Source organism: Spirillospora sp. NBC_01491, assembly GCF_036227065.1.
In the GTDB taxonomy this organism is placed as follows: domain Bacteria; phylum Actinomycetota; class Actinomycetes; order Streptosporangiales; family Streptosporangiaceae; genus Spirillospora; species Spirillospora xylanilytica.
Genome location: NZ_CP109432.1, coordinates 4,338,658 through 4,359,275, shown reverse-complemented (window position 1 = coordinate 4,359,275; position 20,618 = coordinate 4,338,658). Strand labels below are relative to the sequence as shown.

The window sequence follows — 20,618 nt, the reverse complement described above, 5'->3', positions numbered from 1 at the left end:
CCGCTAGGGGGTTTGGGTGAGTAGCGCTTTCGCCGGAGGGCCCGGAGGGCCGCCGGGCGCGGCCGACGCGGCCGGGCCGTTCGGGCTCCCGATCGACGAGAAGCTCGCGACGGCCGTACAGGAGCGCATGACGGCCGTCGAAGACCTCCTCCTGGAATCGGTGCACGGCGAGGACCCGCTGCTCACCCAGGCCTCCAAGCACCTGGTCGAGGCGGGCGGCAAGCGCTTCCGCGCGATGCTGGTGCTGCTCGCCGCCGACTTCGGCGACCCGGCCTCCCCGGGCATCGTCCCGTCCGCGGTCGTCGTCGAGCTGACCCACCTGGCCACCCTGTACCACGACGACGTCATGGACGAGGCCACCGTCCGCCGCGGCCGGCCGTCGGCCAACTCCCGCTGGACCAACACCGTCGCCATCCTCACCGGCGACTACCTGTTCGCCCGCGCGTCCGACCTGCTCGCCGACCTCGGCCCCGAAGCCGTCCGGATCCAGGCCCGCTCCTTCGCCCGCCTCGTCCGCGGCCAGATCCAGGAGACCGTCGGCCCCGGCCCGGACGCCGACCCCCTCAAGCACTACCTCCAGGTCGTCGCCGACAAGACCGCCTCGCTGATCGCCACGTCCGGCCAGTTCGGCGCCCTCATCTCCGGCGCCCCCACCCACGTGGTCGACACCGTCACCTCCGCCTGCGAGAAGATCGGCGTCGCCTTCCAGCTCTCCGACGACATCCTCGACATCGCCTCGGAGGCCGAGCAGTCCGGCAAGACCCCCGGCACCGACCTCCGCGAAGGCATCCGTACCCTCCCCATGCACCACGTCCTCGCCGGCACCGGCCCGGACGACGCCCGGCTGCGCGAACTCCTCACCCAGGACCTCACCGGCGACGCCCTCCACGCCGAAGCCCTCGCCCTCCTCCGCGCCCACCCCGCCATGGACCGCGCCCGCGCCGACCTCCGCCGCTGGGCCGAAGACGCCCGCACCGAACTCCTCACCCTCCCCGACATCCCCGCCCGCGCCGCCTTCACCGGCCTCTGCGACTACGTGGTCTCCCGCACCGGCTGAGTGGTGTCTGATGGCGCCTCTGTGTTTGATGGCGCCGCCTTCGGCGTCGCGGCTCGCGGGCGCTTTTACGCGGTGTCTTCCCTCGTCGCTCCGGTCGCAGGCTCCCTGCGCTCCTCAGTCCAGACACCGCGCGCCCGCTCGCTGTGTTGATGGCGACGCCTTCGGCGTCGCGGCTCGCGGGCGCTTTACGCGGTGTCTTCCCTCGTCGCTCCGGTCGCAGGCTCCCTGCGCTCCTCAGTCCAGACACCGCGCGCCCGCTCGGGGGCTCGGGGGCGTCTTGAGGTTGTTCGGCCCCTCACGGGCACACTGGGGGTTAGGGCCGGTCTCACTGTGCCTCAGCCGTCGCGCGAGCGCGTTATCTGGCCGGTGGGGCGATGCCGGAGGCGAGCCTCACCGGCCAGATCGCGAAGCGATGTCGCGCTCGCCCAAAGCGCGGTCGGTGTCCGAGCCGCCAGGCGAGGACGCCGGGCCGGGCGTTGGAAACACAGCCGCCAGGCGAGGACGCCGGGCCGGGCGTTGGAAACACAGCCGCCAGGCGAGGACGCCGGGCCGGGCGTTGGAAACACAGCCGCTAGGCGAGGACGCCGGGCCGGGCGTAGAAATAGAGGATGGTCGCGGTCAGGCGTTCTGGGGTTCTTCTTGGTTGGGGGCCAGGCCGCGGGTCTTCATCGCGTGCAGGACCAGGTCGATGAGGACCTGCTTGCAGGAGTCGAGGCTGCGGGCGTCGCAGAGCATGACCGGGACGGCGGGGCCCAGGTTGAGGGCGAGCTGGATCTCCGCCAGGTCGTACTGGCGGGCGCCCTGGAAGCAGTTCACCGCGACGATGAACGGGGTGCCGCGGCGTTCGAAGTAGTCGACCGACGGGAAGCAGTCCGAGAGGCGGCGGGTGTCGGCCAGGACGATTGCGCCGAGGGCGCCGAGTGCCACCTCGTCCCACATGAACCAGAAGCGTTCCTGGCCCGGGGTGCCGAAGAGGTAGAGCACGTACTCGTCGCGCATCGTGATGCGGCCGAAGTCCATCGCGACCGTGGTGGTCTTCTTCTTCTCCACACCGGAGATGTCGTCGACGCCCACGCTCTCGTCGGTGAGGATCTCCTCGGTGCGCAGCGGCTTGGTCTCCGAGACGGTGCCGACCATGGTGGTCTTGCCGACCCCGAAACCGCCCGCGATCACGATCTTGACCGCGGTGGGCAGCCGGCGGGCACGGGTCGGGAGACTAGAGGGCCCGGAGACCATCGATCACCGCCTTGTAGAGCCTGATGTCGTGCATGTCCGCCTCCGGTTCGGGTTCCTGCATCGAGATGAAGCCCTGGTCGAGCAGGTCGCCGAGCAGAACCCGGACGGTGGCGATGGGCAGGTTGAGGTGCCCGGTGAGCTCGGCGACCGACATCACCGACTGGCAGAGCCGGGCGATCGCCACGTGCTCGGGGCCGAGGCCGACCGCGCCGTCGGGCTCGGCGCCGACCGACACCACCAGGGTGATCAGGTCGAACTTGCCCCGGGTCGGCTCGATCCGGCCGCTGGTCATCACGTACGGGCGGACCATGGGGCCGGAGTGCTCGTCGTGCCACCGGTCCTGGACGGGGTCGGCGTCGTCCTGCCAGCGGTCGTGGCCGGGCTCCTCGGGCGGCATCATGAGGTGGTCCGGCCCTCTGCGGCGGCCTCCGACCGCGACGGCGTGGTGAGGTGATGGCCCATGCTGGTGACCAGCATCGCCATCTCGTAGGCGATCAGGCCGACGTCGGCCTCCTCACCGGCCAGCACCGCCAGGCAGGCGCCCTGGCCGGCGACGGTCACCAGCAGGAACGCCGACTGCATCTCGATGATGGACTGCCGGACCGGGCCGCCGCCGAAGCGGGTGCCCGCACCCTTGGCCAGGCTCTGGATCCCGGCGGCGACGGCGGCCAGATGCTCACCGTCGTCCTGCGCCATGGCCTCCGAGGAGGCCATCAGCAGGCCGTCGGCGGACAGCACCACGGCATGCTCGGCGTGCGGCAGCCGGTGTACCAGGTCGTCCAGCAACCAGCTCAGGTCTGCCGACGAACCCGTCTTCTGCATCACTGATCGTCCTCGTCTTCCGTCGCTCGGGCCGCCGCGGCCGACCGGCCGCGGCGCGTGCCGAGCTGGTACGCGTCCATGATCCGATGGATCTCCTCGGGGGAACGGACCGGCCCGTCGGTTTCGTCCGCCGCGCCGGACTGCTCGTTCTCGGCCAGAGGCGGGGTCAGGTTGGCCTGGGGCACCCGGACCGGCAGGCCGGACGGGGTGGTGGAGGTCTCGGGCACGGGTCGCTGGTCCTCCGGCTGAGAGGTCTCGGGGCACCCGGCGCCGGCGGTGGCCGCCGGCCTTTCGGTCACCGGGCCATGCATGATCACCGTACGCCGTGTCGCGGCGGCGGGATGCATCGGTCCGCGCGCGTGCCCGCCGCCCGCCCCGCGGCGGACGGCCCCCCGCGCGGCGGGCGCCCGGAGGGCGGCCACCGGCGGGCATGGGGACGGTGCCCCGGTCCGCGGGCGGGGGGTGCGGAAGCGCATGGGATTCGCCCTATCAATTCTGCTAAGAATCGGCAGCCGCTCATCGGAATAAACGGTAGCGAGATGCTCGGGTTTGGTGGGGCGGGCGCGGCGGTCGAGCCGGTCCGTACGGCCCAGAACCTTAGCAATGCGAACACACCCGCTCAAGGTGAATGGAGTTGTCGGCGCGGGCCGTCCCGTTTGCAGCCTGGTGTCGTTTTCGCTGTTATGACGAATTTCACTTTCCGGGCCGAGGGGGCCGGCGCGAGGAGATGAGGTGGAGCGCCGCGATCACGGCCGCGCGCACGATCGCCGTCGGATGGTACAGGTCCTTGTCGTGCCAGAGCGGCGGGTCGCAGCTCCGGTCCGAGGTCGGGCGGCCGAGGTCGTGTTCGAGCACCGTCCGCGCGGCGGAGGCCGCCGCGAACCGGGCCTCGGCGCGAGCGCGCGGCTCGTCCCGTCCAGGCCGGGGGAGCAGGAGCACCTGCACGGCGTACGCGGTCTCCTCGGCGGTCCCGTGCCAGCGTCCCCAGGAGCCGTCCGGACGCTGCCTGCCCAGCACCCACTGGCGGGCGCGTTCCACGGCGGGGGCGCAGCGCTCCCCGCCGAAGCGGTCCAGGGCCAGGGCGCAGCACGCGGTCGCATAGTAGGGGGACGCGTGCCATCGGTCGGTCCAGCTCCCGTCAGCCTGCTGCTGCTGGCAGAGCCAACCGGACACCTTGTCGATGGTGTCGGCGTACCGGCCGGCCGCGTCCGCGCCGAGACGGTTCGTCCCGACGGACGCGAGGTACTCGCCGAACGCCTCCAGCACATGCGCGTTGGTCGTGAGGGAATAGCCGTCCTCTCCCTGCCAGGTGCAGAAATGCGTCGAGGTCTCGTACTCCCAGAGGGGATCGGGACGGTGCGGGGCACCGAGCAGTGCCAGCGCGTAGAGCGCGCCGGCCGTGGTGTCGGCGTCGGCGGGCAGCCCCGCCGCGGCGGGCGTGCCGTCCGCGCGGAGCGGCGCGGTCAGGCTCAGCACGAGCTCGGGGGGCGCGACGAACGGGACGCCCGCCCGCTCCAGCCACGCCAGGACCCAGCCCCGCTCGAACACCGTGAGCGGGAACCCGACCGGAACCGGGCCGCCGTGCGTGGCGGCGACGGTCTCCAGGTACCAGCGCGCCGGGGCGCTCGGATCGCTCGGGGGACGGTCGCCGAGCCACGCGGCGGTCGCCGCGGGCGACGCGCCAATGGTCCCGGTCGGCTCCGGGTGGGCCTGCGGGAGCCCGCGCGCGACCTCGCCGGCGACCTCCAGGGCGTGCATCAGCTTCTGCGGGGGCTCGATCCCGGAGGTGAGCAGCCGCCTGATCACCGTCAGCTTGGCGCCGTCCATGCCCTCGGGCAGCGGGACGCGCCGGGAGGACCGGGCGGCCAGCGCGCCGAGATGCTTGTTGATCAGCTCCACCAGGGACGGGACGATCAGCTCGATCGCCGGCATGTCGGGCAGTTCCGGGCCCCGGCCGCCGGGCAGGAGGACGTGCAGCCGGTCCAGCCCGCCCCGCGCGGCGCGGGCGGTCGGGCCGTCCGGCTCGGACGCGTCCGACCGGACGAGCACCGACAGCAGGGCCTCGGTCGCGCTCAGCGTGGGCACCAGCGCGTAGCCGTCGTCGGGGGCGCCCCAGCCGCCGTCGGGACGCTGGGTCTCGGTGAGGAAGTCCACGCGCCGGTCGTGGCCGGTCAGCCAGGGTGTCAGCGACACGAGCCGCCCGGTCTCGTAGATCGAGGGGGAGACCTGTCCCCACGGTTCGGCGACGAGGCCGGTGATCAGGTCGCGGGCGGCGGCGGTGACATCGGCGGAGCCGGTGCGGGCGGCGGCGGTGACATCGGCGGAGCCGGTGCGGACGGTGGCGGCGGCCGTCTCGGTCCGCTCGGTTCCGATGCTCACAGCTCGCCCCAGTAGTCGGCCGCACCGTAGAAGCCCATGCTGTAGCCGATCTGGCGCTCCAGATAGACGGCCTCGCGGGGGCACGTGTCCCTGAGCGGCTCGAGCAGCACCCGGCACTGCGCGACGAGTTCGGCGATCCGCTCCCTGACGGCGTCGGCGTCCACGCCGAGGAGCATCGCGTTCAGGTCGCCCCAGGTGACGTCGCGCTTGTAGGTGGCCAGGTCGTTGAGCAGGCGGAGCACCTGCTGGACCTTCCGGCTGACCTCCAGTAGCGCGTCCAGGTGCGCCAGCGCGGACGGCTCGGAGGTGAAGATCCAGTGCCCGGCGTTCACGAACGTGGAGCCGAAGTTGTCGGCGTTGGCCAGGTAGGCGTCGAAGGAGGGCGGCGCGGTCGTGCCCGCGGTGAGCGCGGCCTTCCACTCCCATTCGAGGGTCATCGCGTCCAGCATCCGGCGCAGCTCGTCCCGCCAGACCGGGCCGAACGCGGCGAACGAGGGGCTGCTGCCGACGCGGTCGCGGATGGCCGCCAGGAACCGGGCGAGCGGCGCGTCCCCGGCGGGCGGACGGCCTTCGGCGATGGCGAGCGGGCCGGCGAGCGCTCCGTCGAGGTCGGCCCGCGAGGTGGCGACGTAGTCGACCAGCCAGTCCAGCGCGAAGATCCACAGCGAGGTGCGGTTGGCGACCTCCAGCCGCTCCCGGGTGTCGCCGGGGGAACCGAACGCGTTGGCCATCGAGACCGCGGTGAAGAGCGTGGCGTCGAACGGCTTCCCGGAGAACAGGCCGGGATAGTCGGCGGCGCATCCTTGCAGGTCACGAGCGCATTGAGCGGAGAGGGCGCAGATCCGGCCGTGCTCGGCGACCGCCCGGATCTCGTCGGTGCCCGTCTGGAGCGGGCTCACGCGCGCCCTCCGTCCGGCAGGTCCGGGACCGGTCCGCCGCCGGGGTCGGGGCGCCGGCCCGGAGGCGACTCGACGCGGCGGGCCGCCGCGAGGAGGGAGGCCGCAGGGAAGCGGACCGGTGCGGTGGAGGTGGCCTCGTGACGGAGGCGATGCGCCGTCCAGACGGGAACGAGACCGATGTCTACGGACATTCTCGACTGCCCCTAGGAGTGGAATTGGTGGCACGAGGCGCATCGGTCGCACGTTGCTGAACGGGCGAACCTACCGTTCTGTGCACCCGTGTGAAGCATGGGGGGTATGAGCGATTCCGTGGAAGTATCACATGGTCATTTGGCGTGATCAAGATGGCCGAAGGCGGTATATAGAAACTTCAACGAGTGACCTTCATCACGCTTCGGCCCGTCCATTCCGCCAGGTGGAACGGTCCGGTGGCCTCGGTCGGGCACTTTGGCGATGGGAAGGTGAGCCCGCGCGCGGCCGGCCGATGAAAGGCGGGACGCCGCCGGGCTGTGGTGGGCGGAATAATCATGCACCGGGTTTCGCGGCACAAAAGAATAAGGGCGAAAAAAAATCCCCGGGTGTCCCGGGGAATGGGTGCGCGATGTCTCAGTTCGCGGTCGGCGACTCGATGTCGGTCGACAGCCGGACCGGCCAGGAGATCTTATTGGAGACCTTGAAATGGCCGGTGAACGTCTGCTGGCCGCAGTGCGCCACGACCGTGTGGGTGCCGGGCTTGATGTCCCGCCGGAGCCGGGCCACGGTCCGCCCCTGGTCGCTCCTGCCCCCGAGGGTGGCGTCCCCGGTGAAGGCCGGCGAGCCGGCCCAGTGCCGCTGCGTCCCGGCCGCGCAGCCGCGCACCTCCAGCTCGATCCGCTGCCCGGGACGGGCCACGTCCGGCTCCACGGCGATGCGGTTCCCCCTCGTCGCCGTCGCCTCGCCCGTCGCCGGGGCCGCGAGGCCGACCGCGATGAGGGCCCCGCCCAACACTGCGGCGCTGAGTAGGCGCAACGATACTCCTCGACAAGGTGCTTGTGACATCCGGCACTCTAGTGGTTCGGGATCTCTTCCTCTATAGATGTGCGTAAAGCCGGAGAAGTTGCGCGTTCCGCGTCGGAACCTCGCTCAGCGGACGGGTTCGGGCGCCGTTTCGACGGCGCCCGCGCCGTGGCGTGCGCGCCGTCCCGCGCTCAGTCCGTCCCCGGTCAGCGTGATCAGCGCCGCCCACACCAGCAGGAACCCGATCCACCGGCTGGCCGGCATCTCCTCGTGCTGGACCAGCAACCCGATGAGGAATTGCAGCACAGGGGCCAGGTACTGGAGCATCCCGAGCGCGCTCATCGGGATGCGGATCGCCGCCGCGTTGAACAGCAGCAGCGGGATCGCCGTCACCACCCCGGCGCCGATCAGCAGCCCCACCTGCCCCGCGCCGTGATGCCCGAACGTCGCGTCCCCGCGGGCCTCCAGGGTCAGCACGAACCCGATCGCCGGGACCAGCAGGATCGCGGTCTCCACCGACAGGCTCTCCGCGGACGGCATCGCGGCGAACTTCTTGACCAGCCCGTACGTGCCGAACGAGAACGCCAGCACCAGCGCGATCCACGGCGGCCGGCCGTAGTCGACGGTCAGCACCACCACGGCCGCCGTGCCCAGCCCGACCGCCGTCCACTGCCAGCGGCGCAGCCGCTCCCGGAAGATCACCACGCCGAAGACCACACTGATCAGCGGGTTGATGAAGTAGCCGAGCGCGGCCTCGATGGTGTGTCCGGAGTTGACCGCGTAGATGTAGACGCCCCAGTTGACCGTGACCAGCGCGGCGGCCAGCGCCAGCAGCCCCACCTGCCGCACGGTCAGCGACCTGACCCAGGCCCAGTGCCGGCGGACGGCGAGCATCGCCAGCACCGCGACCAGCGACCACATGATCCGGTGCGCGAGGATCTCCACCGCGCCGGCGGGCTTCAGCAGGGGCCAGTACAGGGGGAACAGCCCCCAGAGCGCGTAGGCGGCGAAGCCGAATGCCATTCCGCGACGATTCACCACAAGCAGCACGATATCAGTGCGTAATCAGCCAAAACTGGCACGCTACTGACTCCGGGAGGACAGGCCGAACACGCGGCACGGCCATGGCGGCACCCCTGCCGCCCAGGCCGAGCGAGGGCCGTCCCGGCAAGCCCGGCGCGCCCCGCGCCCACCGGCCGGCATGACCTTGCCAGGGCGAATACCCTGGAGTCATGTTCGGCTTTGCGAAGACCCAGATGGTCGCACCGGAGAAGGCCCTGCCCGGCAGGGACGAGCCGATGCCGGTGCCGCCCCGCCACGAGGTCCTCGGGTCGCCCCTCGCGCCGCCGTACCCCGACGGCACCGAGATCGCCGAGTTCGCGCTCGGCTGCTTCTGGGGCGCCGAACGCATCTTCTGGCGGACCCCAGGCGTCGTCTCCACCTCGGTCGGCTACGAGGGCGGCCACACGCCGAACCCCACCTACGAAGAGGTGTGCAGCGGCCAGACCGGCCACACCGAGAGCGTCCGGGTCGTCTACGACCCGTCCGAGACGTCCTACGAGCGGCTCCTGCGCGTGTTCTGGGAGTCCCACGACCCGACCCAGGGCATGCGCCAGGGCAACGACGTCGGCACCCAGTACCGCTCGGCGGTCTTCTACCGCACCGAGCTCCAGCGGAAGACCGCCGAGGCGTCCCGCGACGCCTACCAGCAGGTCCTGACCGGCGGCGGCCACGGTCCCATCAGCACCGAGATCGCCCCGGCCACCGACTTCTACTTCGCCGAGGACTACCACCAGCAGTACCTGTCCGACAACAAGAACCCCAACGGCTACTGCGGCATCGCCGGCACCGGTCTACCCCTGGGTGACCAGTCCGGCGGCTCCTGCCAGACGGGCATCGCGCCTGCTGGAGACTGACCACCGTTGGGCAAGCGGCGCGCAGGGGCCATGCACTCCCACCAGATGCCCGCACCCGGCGGGGAGGGTTGACGCCGTCTAGTGCCGTAGCAGGTAACGTTCCCCCGGTCCCGAGGCTGCGCCGCGCAAGTAGCATCTCGTGGTGATCTCTGAGAGTGAACCGGGAGCTGCAAGGCGAGGTCGTGGCGAGGGCGGGGTGCGGGCTGTCGTGGGAAACCACACTTGGCGGTCTCGACCAAGCGGCGTTTCCCATGCTCGGTGCGCTCGATCCGTATGGTGATGCGGTCTTCAACCACCGGCAGATCCCGGCACTGCTCGGGGAGTTGGACCGGCTCCCCGTTGAACGCGGTGGCGTTTGGGTCGCTGAAGTCCAGGCCCTGTGCGAAGTGGCCTTGCGCAGGCCGCATCACTACATCCTGTTCATCGGCGACTGATCCCGGGTCAGGCCGCGTTGGCGCGGGCGACGATCTGGCGTAGCCGGGTGTCGTCGGCGTGGCGGTTCCGCCAGATGATGTAGCGGCGGATCATGCTGCCTTGCTCTTTGTGGCTGCGTTGGTCGGTGCCGTCCAGAGCGAAGCAGCACAGCGCGGTGAACTGGGCCTCAACGTGGTTGAGCCACGAACTGTGGTCGGGGTGTAGGCGACTTCGGCGTTGTTTGCCTCGGCCCAGTCCGTCACCCGTCGGCAGCGCTCGGTGGTCAGGTGCGGCATCAGGTTCAGCGGCCCGAACTCGTCCAGGCAGATCACGACGGTCGGCTCGCCCGGCTCGGGTATCACCTCGCCGTCGGCGATCGCGTACAGGTGCTCAGCCCGGGCCTTCTTCACCGCGTAGGCAGGGACCGCGGAGCCGGCTCACCCGAGGGTCACGGCGAGCGCCTTCCACTTCCTCGGCGTCACCCACATCGAACGCGACGACCCGCAGCGTGCGACCGGGTGAGTCAGCTGGCCACCGTGGGCACCTTCCACCCAAGCGTCATCCCAGCTAGAACCGATGCCTGGCAGCAAGGGTCTCGACGAACAGCTCCAGGGAACTATTGATGAGTGCGCGGTTCCGCTTCTCGTCCCCCGGCGCGTACCAGTAGACGCGGTGTTCCGCACGGGACAGACAAGCCAGGCCGCCGATGCCGTTGACGATCACGATGTCGCCCTTGATGTCCAGCGGATCGGTATCCGGCTCTCCGATGTCGAGGACCTGGGCGATGGTGCGAGGCCGATCTGTCCCGATGCCGCCGAAGACCAGCAGACCCATGAGTGTTTCGGGCAAGCCCACCTCGGTCAGGACCCGCCGGTCCTCCGGATTGCTGAAGTGTCGCTCAGCGACCTCCGGCGGCATGGTCTCGACCCACTCGGAGCCGAAATGCCGACCCCAGTTCCGCGTGCGTGACCACCTCGGACTCCTTTGCCTCGATCCACTGCATAGCTCGTCTGCCCCGGACGCCGACTCTGCGGAACGCGGCAGCGGGGGGAAGCGATGTCGCTAACGGTGTCCTCACGGTGGCGCGGGGGCCCCGGGAGCGCTGGAAGGCGACCCCGGGGCCCTCGTCTTGGTTGACGCCTTGCGTCGAAGCCCCGGTCTACCCCTCGGACAAGGGGGCGGCCGATGGGATCCCGATGCTCTTCCGTGTGGGCAGGATGCGCTTAACGGCGAGGGCTGTGGACAGCAGGGTGAAGACGGCCAACCCCAACCAGATGGCCTGGACGCCGAGCCATGGGGCGGTGATGGCGGCGCCGCCGAGACCGGCGCTGACACCGCCTATGGGCGGAGTATTGTACATGGTTTACCATTTCCTTTCGTTGTGCCAGGCGGCTTCCCAGTAAGCCCGGACCTGGACGATCTGAAGAAAGCCGTCGAAGAGGAACTCGACGACGATGGTGGCGGCTATGGCCATTTGAACTGCCCCGCGCCGGCGTACGGTCACCACGCGCTCAATCATGAAGATCGCTGTTACGCTGATCCAAATGGGGCGGAAATGGAGTCCGCTGGTGAAGGCCAAGCAGTAGCCTAGCGAGATCAGATAGGCCACGATGGCGATGATGCTGATCAATGTAAGCAGTTGCCGGCCCCAGTAGGGGCGTGTCACGGATGTCCAACCGTATTCGATGAGATTCTCCAGGGCGCCGCGCTTCCAGCGCAGTCGCTGCCGGGACAATTCCCGCCAGGTTGGCATCACCTCTGTAGTGAGCGTACATCCGGGTGGGCATATGATTTCGAAACCGAGATGCAGGATCGCCAGGGTCAGTTCGTTATCCTCGGTGAGCACGCAAACGTCGTAGACGCGGGGGGCGCCAGGCAGTCGGCGCTCCCTGCGCGCGGCAGCCACTTCCTGGAGAGTGGTGGCGCGGAAGATGGTCGCCGTTCCGGTCAGCACCAGCGCTTTGCCTTGCAGTCGCCGCACGTCCCGTGCGTAGCGGACGTACTCGTTGCGTTGGAGCATGCCGACCATGCCCCCGCCGTCCTGGCCGGTGAAGGTGCCACCGACGGCGGCGTAGCGGCCGTCGGAGAGGTAAACCACTCCATGACGGATGAAGCCCGGGTCCAGTGCCGAATCTGCGTCCATGACCATGATCGCGTCATTGGGGCCGGCAGAGGGCAGCAACCGGTCGAGTACCTGATTCAGCGCACCAGCCTTCTTATGCCGATTGTCGCGTGTGATGAATATTTCAACTCCGCACCGCCTGGCGATTTCAACGGTGCCGTCTGTGCAATCATCGGCGATGACAATGATCTGGTCCGGCGGCTGTTCCTGCCCCTTTAGCGATGCGAGCGTATCGGTGATATTCTCTGCCTCATTGTGTGCCGGGATCAGCACCGTCACCCACAGGCCGGCCGGATCCACCGGTGGTAGGGTGCGCCGGCCCGGCCGCCCTCGCCGGGGCGTCTCCCCGCTGTCGGGGCCGGTCAATGCATGATCAATTGAACGGCCGGGGGCAGGCGGGATGGTAGAGGTTGAACTCATCTCAGGGCCCCGCCAGCGGACGCATTGAGTGCTCCTCGCTCCGGTGCGAACCGGGCCGGAGCAGGTGCCCGTAGGCGATCACGTTGTCGGTGTAGTGGCCGGTGTCGGTGTCGAAACCGCCGCCGCAGGTGACCAGCCGGATCGCTGCATAGCCGGGATCCATGTAGACCCGGCGCGTGGGGAATCCCGTCTTCTTGACGCGTTCGACCGAGTCGATTTGGAACAAGGCGGTGCTCCCGTCGGCTCGTTGCACGCCGGCTTTGTCGCCTGGGCGCAACTCCCCGATTCGGAAAAAGACGCCCGGCCCGCGCGATGAGTCGACGTGGCCGATGAGCACTGCCGCGCCGATGCTTCCGGGCCGGGACCCGAGCCGATACCAGCCGGCCTGGTCGGCGTTGACCGGAACCTCGACCCTGTGGTCGTCCGTCAGCCCCAGTGGCACCAGGGACGTACGGAGGCGGATTCGCGGTACCGTCAGCCGCACCGGGGTCGAACGCGGCATGGCCACCGTCAGATGAGCCGACTCCGGGTTGGACGCGGCGGGGCCGGGCTGCGGGGCGGTGGTGGCCGCCGTGTGATTGCCGAACGCCTGCACAGCGAAGAGCGCCGTCATGGCGAGGCCCGACGTGGCAATGGTGACGATTGCCAAGCCGGGTATGTACCTGAGGCTGGATGACAGCCGCTCTCGGCACCTATCCGAGAATCCGCCCCATCCCAACACGATCGAGGGTCTCAACCCGTTCGAACGGGTTGTCTGTCTCTTGATCACGATCGCCACTTACCCCGGCCATTGAATAACGAACATATGTAATGAATCTTTTGCCCATTTGGATCAAATGCGGGAGCAGCCGGATCCAACTGGAGGCGACCCTTCCGGCATTCCGCCGGGCGGGCGCCTAAAACGCCCAGATCGAGCCACTGAGCGTTTTTCACCAGCATTCGTGGGATGGGTGATCACAGCATGATCGCGGGCGGTGTGGCGGGCCCTGGAACGTGAAGAAGCCCTGGTGGGAGGAATGGTGATGGGCTCCGAATCGGTCCCTGCTGGTTCTGACCGGGCCTCATGGCCGGAGTTGCGCGGGCTCCACCTCATTCACGCCCTGGCGGAGGAGGTCGAGCAGGCGGTCGGTCTGCGGGGGGCCGGTGGTGGCCAGGGCGATTCCGTTCGCCAGCGCCATCAGGTCGGCCGTGCGCACTCCGGGACGGACGGCACCCGAGTCCTGCGCCCTGGCCAGGAGGGCGCCGGCGGTGGCGTGCATCGCGGTGTGCCATTCGTCGAAGAGGACGGTGCGCCGGCGGTCGTCGGTGATCGCCTGGGCCAGGTCGCGTTTGGTGGCCACGTGGGTGATGAAGGTGCGGAGCCAGGCAAAGAGCGCGTCGGCGGATGCGGCGCCGGCGAGTAGGGCCTCGCCCTCGGCGGTGAGGCCGGAGACCTCGTCGGCGTAGACGGCGATGAGGAGCTCGCGGCGGGTCGGGAAGTGCCGGTAGAGGGTGGCGTTGCCGACTCCGGCGTCGCGGGCGACGTCGTCCAGGGGCGCCTCGGGGCCGCGCTCGGCGAACAGCCGTCGGGCGGCGGCCACCAGCAGGTCGTGGTTGCGCTGGGCGTCGGCCCGGCGCGGGCGCCTCGATGCCGGCATCCGTCCTCCTTGCTAAGTGGGGAGTTCCCCGTTTAGTTTAGCGGCCACATCGAAACGGGGAGTTCCCCGGTTAGGAGCGTGTCCCATGCAGCGTGCGGCCGAGATCCATCGGCGTCTCGCCGAGGGCTACCCCCTGATCCTCAAGGGCGAGACGGAGGAACTGCTGGCCCTGATCGACCCGGACATCGTCGACCACCGGGGCGGGGTGCAGGGCGACCATGTGGGGAAGGCGGCGTGGAAGGAGAAGTGGGATGGGATGGCGGCCCGAGATGAGACGGGCTTCCGCGATGTCTCGGTGACCATCGAGCAGAACGTGGAGGCGGGTGACATCTCGGTCAACCGCTACGCCAGCAGGGGTACCCATAGCGCGTCCGGCCGGAGCTATGAGGTCCTCGGCATGGACATGGTCCGGGTCAGGGACGGCCGGGTGGTCGAGCACTGGGCTGTGCGCGACTCGGACGCGATCCGGCACCAACTCGGCCAGTAGGCGGCGCCGGTGGGCGGCGCCGCCCACCGGTCGGACGCCAGCCCGTGCAGGCGCTGGGCGGGGGGTGCAGGTCGGGTGGGAGCAGGGCGCCGGTGAGGGTGGTGTGGGTGAACGCGACGACACCGGTCCGCACCTCGTCGAGGGTCATCCCGCCGTCGATCAGGAGGTCGACGAACTGGCCGCGCGGGGTGGCGAGGACGGCGTGCGCGAGGAAGTCGCCGTCCGGCCGGAACTCGCCGATCACCTTGGCGAGGTGTTCCTGCCAGAGCCGGTAGTGCCGGATGCGCTCCTCCCCGTGGTGGCCGTCCATGGCGCGCAGGAGGGGACGGCCCGGGACGACCATCCGGTCGAACAGTTCGGTGACGAAGGCCAGTACCCGGTGCAGTGGCGGGACGGCGGGGTCGGCCAGCCGGTCGAGGGCGCCCGTCTCCCAGTCGACGGTGAGCTGCTCGAACAGTGCGCCGACCAGGCCGGCGCGGTCGCCGAAGCGGCGGAACAGCGTGCCCTTGCCGACACCGGCCTCGGCGGCGATGTCGTTCATCGAGACCTGGTCGACACCGTTCTCGCAGATCAGCCGGTGTGCGGCGAGCAGGATCGCACGCTCGTTGCGGACGGCGTCCGCTCTCATGGCGCCCCTCCCTTGACATATCCGGACCAGCGGTCCGTATTCTATCCCGATAGAAACGGACCGTCGGTCCGCTAATTTGAAGGGGTGTGTCATGCGCGCTGTGCGCTTTCACGAATACGGTCCGCCCGAGGTCCTGCGGTACGAGGAGGTCGCCGACCCGTCGCCGGGGGAGGGCGAGGTGCTGGTCCGGGTCGCGGCGGCCGGGATCAACTTCAGCGACGTCCAGATGCGGGCCGGCGGGCTGAAGGCGTGGATGCCGGACCTGCCGCTCCCGTTCGCGCCCGGCCACGAGGTCGTCGGGACCGTGGCCGGGACGGACCGGCGGGTGCTGGCCCAGCTCCCCGCCGGCGGCGGGTACGCCGAGCTGGTCGCGGTGCCCGAGGCCGCGCTGCTGCCGCTGCCCGAGAAGGTCGGCGACCACGAGGCGCTCGCCCTGCTCACTCAGGGGACGGTCGCCGCCGGGCTGATCGACAAGGCCCGCATCGCGCCGGGCGAGACCGTGCTGGTCGAGGCGGCGGCCGGCGGCGTCGGCAGCATGGCCGTCCAGCTCGCCAAGCGGGCCGGCGCCCGGGTCGTCGCGGGCGGCCGGGGCGAGCGGGACGCCGCGGTCGCGCGGCGGCTCGGCGCGGACGAGTTCGTCGACCTCTCCCGTCCGGACGGGGATCCCGGGACCGTCCAGGTCGTGCTGGAGTCGGTCGGCGGCGCGGTGACGGCGCGGGCGCTGGAGCACCTGGAGCCGACCGTCGGGCGGATGGTGCTGTACGGCAACATCAGCGGCGAGCCGCACCAGATCGACACGGCGCTCGTCTACCAGCGGGCGCTGTCGGTCCTCGCCTTCGCCACCGCGCTCATGCCGCCCGAACGCATCGCCCCGTTCCGCGAGCTGGCCTTCGAACTGGCCGCCGCGGGCGAGCTGGCCGCGGTCGTCGGGTCGGTGCTGCCGCTGTCGGAGGTCGCCGCCGCGCACCGGGCGTTCGAGGAGGGGGGCACCAGCGGCAAGACCGTCCTGGTGCCCTGACCGGCGGTTCGCGGGCGCGAGGACTCCGCGCGCGGCAGCAGGATGGGGGCATGACACCGGTACCGGGGCTGCGCGCCGAGACGCTCATCATGGTCGAACGTGAGGACACCGCCCAGCGGGTGGGCAGCGGCGACGTGCCGGTCCTCGGCACGCCGCGGCTGCTCGCCTTCGCCGAGGCGGCGACGGTCCAGGCCGTCGGCCCGCACCTGGAGGAGGGGCGGACGTCGGTCGGCACCCGGATCGAGCTGGAGCACCGCGCGGCCAGCCCGGTCGGCATGCGGGTCACGATCGCCGCCGAGCTCACCGAGGTGGACGGAGATCGGCTGATCTTCGACTTCTGCGCGCTGGACGAGCACGGCACCGTCGTCGCCCTGGGCCGCATCGAGCGGCTGTCGGTCGACCGCGAGCGGTTCCTGGCCCGCCTGCCGGCCTGACCCGCGGACCGGGCCGGCGGCTGAGACGCGGGCCTCGCCGGGGGCGCGGGGAGGGTGCGGGCAACGACGCGGGGCCTCCCGTGCCGGGTGGCGCGGGAGGCCCCGGGTCCTGCACGACCCCGCGGGAGACGGGAGGTTCTGGATCAGTACGGCAGGAGACGTCCCGACGGGGTCCGGAGGTCGAGCGGGCTCGGTTGACGTGGGGGCTTGGGGCGCTTGACGAGCTGCTGCCGTGCCATGGTGATCATCTCCCCCGTCGGGCCGGGTGCTAACCCGCCGATCGAGCCGATGTCGCTGTCACTTCCTACGACGCGGTCGCCGGGTGTGAAGTTCGACGAGCTTATGCGACATCCTCGACCACTTCGACCGATTTTCTGGACGCGAACGCGTGCGTGCGGTGGCGTGACGGCCACGGAAGGTGATCGGCGGCGGGGTGGCCGCATCCGGTCCGCCGGCAGAAACGGTGATCGTCAGGACACCACGTCGCGGGTGCGGAAGCGGCGGAACGCGAGCGCGAACAGGACGACGGCGTAGGTCACCGAGACCGCCGTCCCCTTGACCATCCCGGTCCACTGGATCTGCGGCTGGAGCGCGTCCATCCAGGCGTACATCCAGTGGGTCGGCAGGAAGTCGCGCCAGGAGCCGAGCGCGGTGACCGCGTCCAGGATGTTGCTCACGATGACCAGCCCGACCGCGCCGCCGACCGCGCCGAGCGGCGAGTCGGTGGTGACCGACAGCAGGAACGCCAGCGCGGCGACGACGAGCTGCGCGACCAGCGCGTACCCGACGATGACCGCCATCCGGCCGAGAGCGGTGCCGGCCGGGACGGCGCCGCCGGTGGGCAGCTCGACCGGACCCCAGCCGAACGCGGCCGTGCCCGCGACCAGCGACATCAGCGGCAGGCAGAGCACCGCGACGACCGAGTACCCGAGCGCGACGGCCAGCTTCTGCCGCAGCAGCCGCGCCCGCGGCACCGGCGAGGCCAGCAGGTACCGCAGCGACGACCAGCCCGCCTCGCTCGCCACGGTGTCGCCGCAGAACAGCGCCACCGCCACCACCAGCAGGAACCCGGTCGACACGAACAGCGCGAACAGCGTGAAGTTGAGCGCGCTCGACGTCGCCACGTCGACCAGGCTCGGCATCCCGTCCGGCCCGCCGGGGTCGCCGCCGAGCTGGAACGCGGCGACCAGCACCCACGGCAGCACCAGCAGGATGCCGAACGCGAACAGCGTGCGCCGCCGCCGGAACTGCCGGACGGCCTCCACCCGCAGCGGCAGCGTCCGCCGCACCCCGTACCCGCCCGCCCCGCCGCCGTGCCCGCCGCCGTCGCCCGCAGGGGCGGGCACGGTCTCGGCGCCGCCGGGCGCCGCGGTCGTGCTCATGCCGTTCGCGCCGCTCACGCCGGTCCTCCCCGATCGCCGATGATCTCCAGGAACGCGTCCTCCAGGCGGCGGCCCGAGGTGCCGACGATCTCGGCGACCGGCCCGGCCGCGACGCGCCGTCCGCGCGACATCACCACCGCGTGCGTGCAGGTCTGCTCGACCTCGGCGAGCAGGTGGCTGGAGACGATCACGGTGCGGCCGGCCGCGGCGTACCGCACCAGCACCTCGCGCATCTCGCGGATCTGCGGCGGGTCCAGGCCGTTGGTGGGCTCGTCGAGCACCAGCAGGTCGGGCAGCCCCAGCATCGCCTGCGCGATGGCCAGCCGCTGCCGCATGCCCTGCGAGTACGTGCGGACGGCCCGGTCGAGCGCGCTGCCGAGATCGGCGATCTCCAGCGCCTCCTCCAGCCGCGCCTCGCCCGCCGGGCGGCCGGTGGCCCGCCAGTACAGGTCGAGGTTGTCGCGGCCGGACAGGTGCGGCAGGAACCCCGGACCCTCGACGAACGACCCCAGCCGCGACAGCACCGGCGCGCCGGGCGTCACCCGGTGCCCGAAGATGCGGATCTCGCCGGACGCGGGATGGATCAGGCCCATCAGCATCCGCAGCGTGGTGGTCTTGCCCGCCCCGTTCGGCCCGAGCAGGCCGAGCACCTGCCCCTTCTCGACCCGGAACGACAGGTCGGACACGGCGAGGTGCCCGTTGCCGTACGCCTTGGTCAGCCCGGTGATCTGCAACGGCACGCCGCCGAGCCCGGGGTCGTGCCCGGCGGGCGTCCGGTCGCGGCGTCCGCGCCGTCCGGTCGCCAGGATCCCGGCCGCGACGGCGAGGCCGGCCAGCGGCAGCACCCACACCCAGCCGGGCACCGGCGCGGCCGGGGCGCGCAGCGCCGGGACGGCGGGCACCGTCAGCCCGGACACCGCCCGCACCTTGTACGTGGCGGGCCGCGGCGGCGTCGCGAAGCCCATGTCGGTCGTCGCGAGGACGAGCCGCAGCCGGTGCCCGCGGTCGAACCGGTAGTCCATCGCCGGGAGCGTCACCGTGACCTCGCGCCCGCCGCCGGCGTCCGCGACCCGGAGCGGCGCGGCGATGCGGCGCGCGGGCGACGCGCCGCCGCCCGGCGCGACGTCGTACAGCTTGGCGAACAGCGGGACGTCGCCGGGCCCGGTCACCTTCACCCGGACGGTCGCGGCGCCGGTGAGCCGGAGCGGACGGCCGAGCGGCGCGGTGTCGAACGTGGCGGCCTGCCCCGGCATGTCGCCGAACCGCCCGCCGAGCGCGCCCGCGCCGCCGAGGTCGCCGAGTCCGCCGAGCGCGCCCAGGCCGGGCAGCGCGGAGACCGAGGCGGGCGAGCCGCCCGCCGGATTGTGGATCGTCTGCTCCCGCCCGCCGAGCGCGAGCGTCCGCGGGGCGGCGCCGAGGCCCGGGTACGCGCGGGCCGTCGCCGCCTCCACGATCACCTTCTGGGTGGACGAGTCGATCCCGCCCGCGCGCGTCACGGTGAAGCCGTGCGGGGACGGTGTGCCGGAGCCGCCGCCGCCGGTCCCGAGCCGCTCGTCGAACCAGCCGCGCACCATCCCGCGGATCCGGGCGGTCTCGGCGTCGCCGCCGTCGTGCCCGCCCTGGAACCAGACCACCGACACCGGGGCGCCGTTGCGGGCGATGGCGCGGGCGTTGGCGTCGGCCTGGTCGAGCGGGAACAGCGAGTCGGCCTGCCCCTGCACCAGCAGCGCCGGCACCTTGATCCGGTCGGCGACCGACGCCGGGCTGGAGCGCCGCAGCGTCTCGATCGCCTCGGGCGTGGCCCGCCCCTTCTCGGCGATCTCCTGGTACATCGAGCACAGCGAGGGCAGGAACCGCCCGCACGCGGACCCGTTCCCCGTGCCGCCGCCCGCGCCGGAGCCGTCGGATCCGCTGGTGAAGAAGATCCCGGCCCACAGCTTCTTGAAGACGCCGGCGTCCGCGCCCGCGCCGGTGGCGTCGGGGAACAGCGCGTCGGGGAGGCTGTTCCAGGTGATCTGCGGGGCGATGGCGTCGACCCGCCGGTCGTAGGCGGCGGCCATCAGCGCGATGGCGCCGCCGTACGACTCGCCGGCCATGCCGAGCCGCGGGTCGCCGGGGCCGTCGAGCCGCACGTCGGGACGCCCGGCGAGCCAGTCGATGAGCCGCCGGACGTCCTTGACCTCGTAGTCGGGCGAGTTCAGCGCGATCTCGCCGGTGGAGCGCCCGAACCCGCGCGCCGACCAGGCCAGCACCGCGTATCCGGCGCGGGCCAGGTCCTCGGCCTCGCCGCGGACGTCGTCCTTGGAGCCGCCGAAGCCGTGCCCGAGCATGATCGCGGGGCCCTGGGCGCGTCCCACCGGACGGTAGAAGGTGGTGTCGAGCGACACCCGCTGGTCGTCCTTGGGGCCGTCGACGACCTGGATCCGCTGGTCGAGCGTCCGCACGGCCGGCTCGCCGCCCGCCGCCAGGCCCCAGACCGCGCCGCCGCCCGCCAGTACCGCCACCGCGGCGCCGGCCGCGGCCAGGCGCGTGCCCCGGCCCGACCCGTCCCACCGCTCCCGGAGCCGCGCGGCTCCCTCCAGCCTCATGCCGAGAAGCCTATGCGGCACGGGGCGGACGGCCGCTCCGCCGCTCAGTCGATCTTGGCTGCGCCCGCCGCCGTACGGCTGTCCCCGCTGTTACACCCGAGGACGTACACGCCAGCCCTGGGTAACCGTGGGGTCGCGTTCCGTGGCCTTTCGGGCTCCCTGAACCGGCCACGCACCGCGACG

General features: G+C 71.4%; 22 protein-coding genes. 6 read left to right on the top strand and 16 right to left on the bottom strand.

The window, feature by feature from the left end:
• Positions 1 to 127 precede the first annotated feature (127 nt).
• On the top strand, positions 128 to 1,057 hold the full coding sequence (locus OHA34_RS20255; RefSeq protein WP_329522430.1) for a polyprenyl synthetase family protein: 930 nt from the start codon (positions 128 to 130) through the stop codon (positions 1,055 to 1,057).
• A gap of 618 nt (positions 1,058 to 1,675) precedes the next feature.
• On the opposite strand, the gene OHA34_RS20250 is transcribed toward OHA34_RS20255, so the two are convergent.
• From OHA34_RS20250 to rarD, 8 genes are all read right to left on the bottom strand, one after another.
• Positions 1,676 to 2,293, bottom strand: a complete 618-nt coding sequence (locus OHA34_RS20250; RefSeq protein ID WP_285944285.1) for a GTP-binding protein — start codon at positions 2,291 to 2,293, stop codon at positions 1,676 to 1,678.
• On the bottom strand, positions 2,274 to 2,693 hold the full coding sequence (locus OHA34_RS20245; protein WP_285944284.1) for a DUF742 domain-containing protein: 420 nt from the start codon (positions 2,691 to 2,693) through the stop codon (positions 2,274 to 2,276). Before OHA34_RS20245 ends, OHA34_RS20250 begins: the two co-directional genes overlap by 20 nt.
• Complete coding sequence (locus tag OHA34_RS20240) at positions 2,690 to 3,115, bottom strand: roadblock/LC7 domain-containing protein (RefSeq protein WP_285944283.1); 426 nt, start codon at positions 3,113 to 3,115, stop codon at positions 2,690 to 2,692. The genes OHA34_RS20245 and OHA34_RS20240 overlap by 4 nt, the downstream gene beginning before the upstream one ends.
• On the bottom strand, positions 3,115 to 3,342 hold the full coding sequence (locus OHA34_RS20235; RefSeq protein ID WP_285944282.1) for a hypothetical protein: 228 nt from the start codon (positions 3,340 to 3,342) through the stop codon (positions 3,115 to 3,117). Before OHA34_RS20235 ends, OHA34_RS20240 begins: the two co-directional genes overlap by 1 nt.
• A gap of 466 nt (positions 3,343 to 3,808) precedes the next feature.
• Positions 3,809 to 5,494, bottom strand: coding sequence for a prenyltransferase/squalene oxidase repeat-containing protein (locus OHA34_RS20230; protein ID WP_329518575.1), 1,686 nt, complete (start codon positions 5,492 to 5,494; stop codon positions 3,809 to 3,811).
• Positions 5,491 to 6,393: a terpene synthase family protein gene (locus OHA34_RS20225; RefSeq protein ID WP_285944280.1), complete on the bottom strand. Its 903-nt coding sequence runs from the start codon at positions 6,391 to 6,393 to the stop codon at positions 5,491 to 5,493. The genes OHA34_RS20230 and OHA34_RS20225 overlap by 4 nt, the downstream gene beginning before the upstream one ends.
• Before the next feature lie 606 nt (positions 6,394 to 6,999).
• Complete coding sequence (locus OHA34_RS20220) at positions 7,000 to 7,401, bottom strand: hypothetical protein (protein ID WP_329518574.1); 402 nt, start codon at positions 7,399 to 7,401, stop codon at positions 7,000 to 7,002.
• Between the two features lie 114 nt (positions 7,402 to 7,515).
• Positions 7,516 to 8,412 (bottom strand): EamA family transporter RarD, encoded by an 897-nt coding sequence (gene rarD, locus OHA34_RS20215; RefSeq protein ID WP_329518573.1) that lies wholly within the window; start codon positions 8,410 to 8,412, stop codon positions 7,516 to 7,518.
• A 209-nt stretch (positions 8,413 to 8,621) separates the two neighbouring features.
• Here rarD and msrA point away from each other — a divergent pair, with 209 nt between their 5' ends.
• Together msrA and OHA34_RS20205 are read left to right on the top strand one after the other, a co-directional pair.
• Positions 8,622 to 9,305: a peptide-methionine (S)-S-oxide reductase MsrA gene (gene msrA, locus OHA34_RS20210; RefSeq protein ID WP_329518572.1), complete on the top strand. Its 684-nt coding sequence runs from the start codon at positions 8,622 to 8,624 to the stop codon at positions 9,303 to 9,305.
• 155 nt (positions 9,306 to 9,460) lie between these two features.
• Positions 9,461 to 9,739 (top strand): hypothetical protein, encoded by a 279-nt coding sequence (locus OHA34_RS20205; protein WP_285944276.1) that lies wholly within the window; start codon positions 9,461 to 9,463, stop codon positions 9,737 to 9,739.
• 90 nt (positions 9,740 to 9,829) lie between these two features.
• On the opposite strand, the gene OHA34_RS20200 is transcribed toward OHA34_RS20205, so the two are convergent.
• The 5 genes from OHA34_RS20200 to OHA34_RS20180 all read right to left on the bottom strand — a co-directional run bounded on the left by OHA34_RS20200 (position 9,830) and on the right by OHA34_RS20180 (position 13,898).
• Complete coding sequence (locus OHA34_RS20200) at positions 9,830 to 10,129, bottom strand: hypothetical protein (RefSeq protein WP_329518571.1); 300 nt, start codon at positions 10,127 to 10,129, stop codon at positions 9,830 to 9,832.
• A gap of 157 nt (positions 10,130 to 10,286) precedes the next feature.
• A complete protein-coding gene (locus tag OHA34_RS20195) occupies positions 10,287 to 10,763 on the bottom strand; it encodes an SUKH-4 family immunity protein (protein WP_329522429.1) in 477 nt (158 codons plus the stop codon).
• Positions 10,764 to 11,082: 319 nt separating this feature from the next.
• The gene (locus OHA34_RS20190) at positions 11,083 to 12,141 is read right to left on the bottom strand and encodes a glycosyltransferase family 2 protein (protein WP_329518570.1); all 1,059 of its coding nucleotides are present in this window, start codon (positions 12,139 to 12,141) and stop codon (positions 11,083 to 11,085) included.
• 121 nt (positions 12,142 to 12,262) lie between these two features.
• A complete protein-coding gene (locus tag OHA34_RS20185; protein ID WP_329518569.1) occupies positions 12,263 to 12,910 on the bottom strand; it encodes a class F sortase in 648 nt (215 codons plus the stop codon).
• Between the two features lie 412 nt (positions 12,911 to 13,322).
• Positions 13,323 to 13,898, bottom strand: coding sequence for a TetR/AcrR family transcriptional regulator (locus OHA34_RS20180; protein ID WP_329518568.1), 576 nt, complete (start codon positions 13,896 to 13,898; stop codon positions 13,323 to 13,325).
• A gap of 85 nt (positions 13,899 to 13,983) precedes the next feature.
• On the opposite strand from OHA34_RS20180, the gene OHA34_RS20175 reads away from it, so the two are divergent.
• Positions 13,984 to 14,385 carry an ester cyclase gene (locus tag OHA34_RS20175; protein ID WP_285944271.1) on the top strand — a complete coding sequence of 134 codons (402 nt, stop codon included), beginning with the start codon at positions 13,984 to 13,986 and terminating at the stop codon, positions 14,383 to 14,385.
• Here OHA34_RS20175 and OHA34_RS20170 read toward each other — a convergent pair.
• Positions 14,312 to 15,013: a TetR/AcrR family transcriptional regulator gene (locus OHA34_RS20170; protein WP_329518567.1), complete on the bottom strand. Its 702-nt coding sequence runs from the start codon at positions 15,011 to 15,013 to the stop codon at positions 14,312 to 14,314. The two genes, OHA34_RS20175 and OHA34_RS20170, sit on opposite strands and share 74 nt — an antisense overlap.
• 91 nt (positions 15,014 to 15,104) lie before the next feature.
• Here OHA34_RS20170 and OHA34_RS20165 point away from each other — a divergent pair, with 91 nt between their 5' ends.
• Together OHA34_RS20165 and OHA34_RS20160 are read left to right on the top strand one after the other, a co-directional pair.
• On the top strand, positions 15,105 to 16,031 hold the full coding sequence (locus OHA34_RS20165) for a quinone oxidoreductase family protein (protein WP_329518566.1): 927 nt from the start codon (positions 15,105 to 15,107) through the stop codon (positions 16,029 to 16,031).
• 50 nt (positions 16,032 to 16,081) lie between these two features.
• On the top strand, positions 16,082 to 16,465 hold the full coding sequence (locus OHA34_RS20160) for a thioesterase family protein (protein WP_285944268.1): 384 nt from the start codon (positions 16,082 to 16,084) through the stop codon (positions 16,463 to 16,465).
• Between the two features lie 470 nt (positions 16,466 to 16,935).
• On the opposite strand, the gene OHA34_RS20155 is transcribed toward OHA34_RS20160, so the two are convergent.
• Together OHA34_RS20155 and OHA34_RS20150 are read right to left on the bottom strand one after the other, a co-directional pair.
• Positions 16,936 to 17,865 carry an ABC transporter permease gene (locus tag OHA34_RS20155; RefSeq protein WP_329518565.1) on the bottom strand — a complete coding sequence of 310 codons (930 nt, stop codon included), beginning with the start codon at positions 17,863 to 17,865 and terminating at the stop codon, positions 16,936 to 16,938.
• A complete protein-coding gene (locus tag OHA34_RS20150; protein ID WP_285944266.1) occupies positions 17,862 to 20,435 on the bottom strand; it encodes an alpha/beta fold hydrolase in 2,574 nt (857 codons plus the stop codon). The genes OHA34_RS20155 and OHA34_RS20150 overlap by 4 nt, the downstream gene beginning before the upstream one ends.
• Between the last annotated feature and the right edge of the window lie 183 nt (positions 20,436 to 20,618).

Bases quoted from the DNA above. Each gene is read 5' to 3' on its own strand.
- OHA34_RS20240 (WP_285944283.1), bottom strand. From the start codon at position 3,115: ATGCAGAAGACGGGTTCGTCGGCAGACCTGAGCTGGTTGCTGGACGAC.
- OHA34_RS20175 (WP_285944271.1), top strand. From the start codon at position 13,984: ATGCAGCGTGCGGCCGAGATCCATCGGCGTCTCGCCGAGGGCTACCCC.
- OHA34_RS20165 (WP_329518566.1), top strand. From the start codon at position 15,105: ATGCGCGCTGTGCGCTTTCACGAATACGGTCCGCCCGAGGTCCTGCGG.
- OHA34_RS20245 (WP_285944284.1), bottom strand. From the start codon at position 2,693: ATGATGCCGCCCGAGGAGCCCGGCCACGACCGCTGGCAGGACGACGCC.
- OHA34_RS20255 (WP_329522430.1), top strand. From the start codon at position 128: ATGACGGCCGTCGAAGACCTCCTCCTGGAATCGGTGCACGGCGAGGAC.
- OHA34_RS20150 (WP_285944266.1), bottom strand. From the start codon at position 20,435: ATGAGGCTGGAGGGAGCCGCGCGGCTCCGGGAGCGGTGGGACGGGTCG.
- OHA34_RS20180 (WP_329518568.1), bottom strand. From the start codon at position 13,898: ATGCCGGCATCGAGGCGCCCGCGCCGGGCCGACGCCCAGCGCAACCAC.
- rarD (WP_329518573.1), bottom strand. From the start codon at position 8,412: ATGGCATTCGGCTTCGCCGCCTACGCGCTCTGGGGGCTGTTCCCCCTG.
- OHA34_RS20160 (WP_285944268.1), top strand. From the start codon at position 16,082: ATGACACCGGTACCGGGGCTGCGCGCCGAGACGCTCATCATGGTCGAA.
- OHA34_RS20250 (WP_285944285.1), bottom strand. From the start codon at position 2,293: ATGGTCTCCGGGCCCTCTAGTCTCCCGACCCGTGCCCGCCGGCTGCCC.
- OHA34_RS20170 (WP_329518567.1), bottom strand. From the start codon at position 15,013: ATGAGAGCGGACGCCGTCCGCAACGAGCGTGCGATCCTGCTCGCCGCA.
- msrA (WP_329518572.1), top strand. From the start codon at position 8,622: ATGTTCGGCTTTGCGAAGACCCAGATGGTCGCACCGGAGAAGGCCCTG.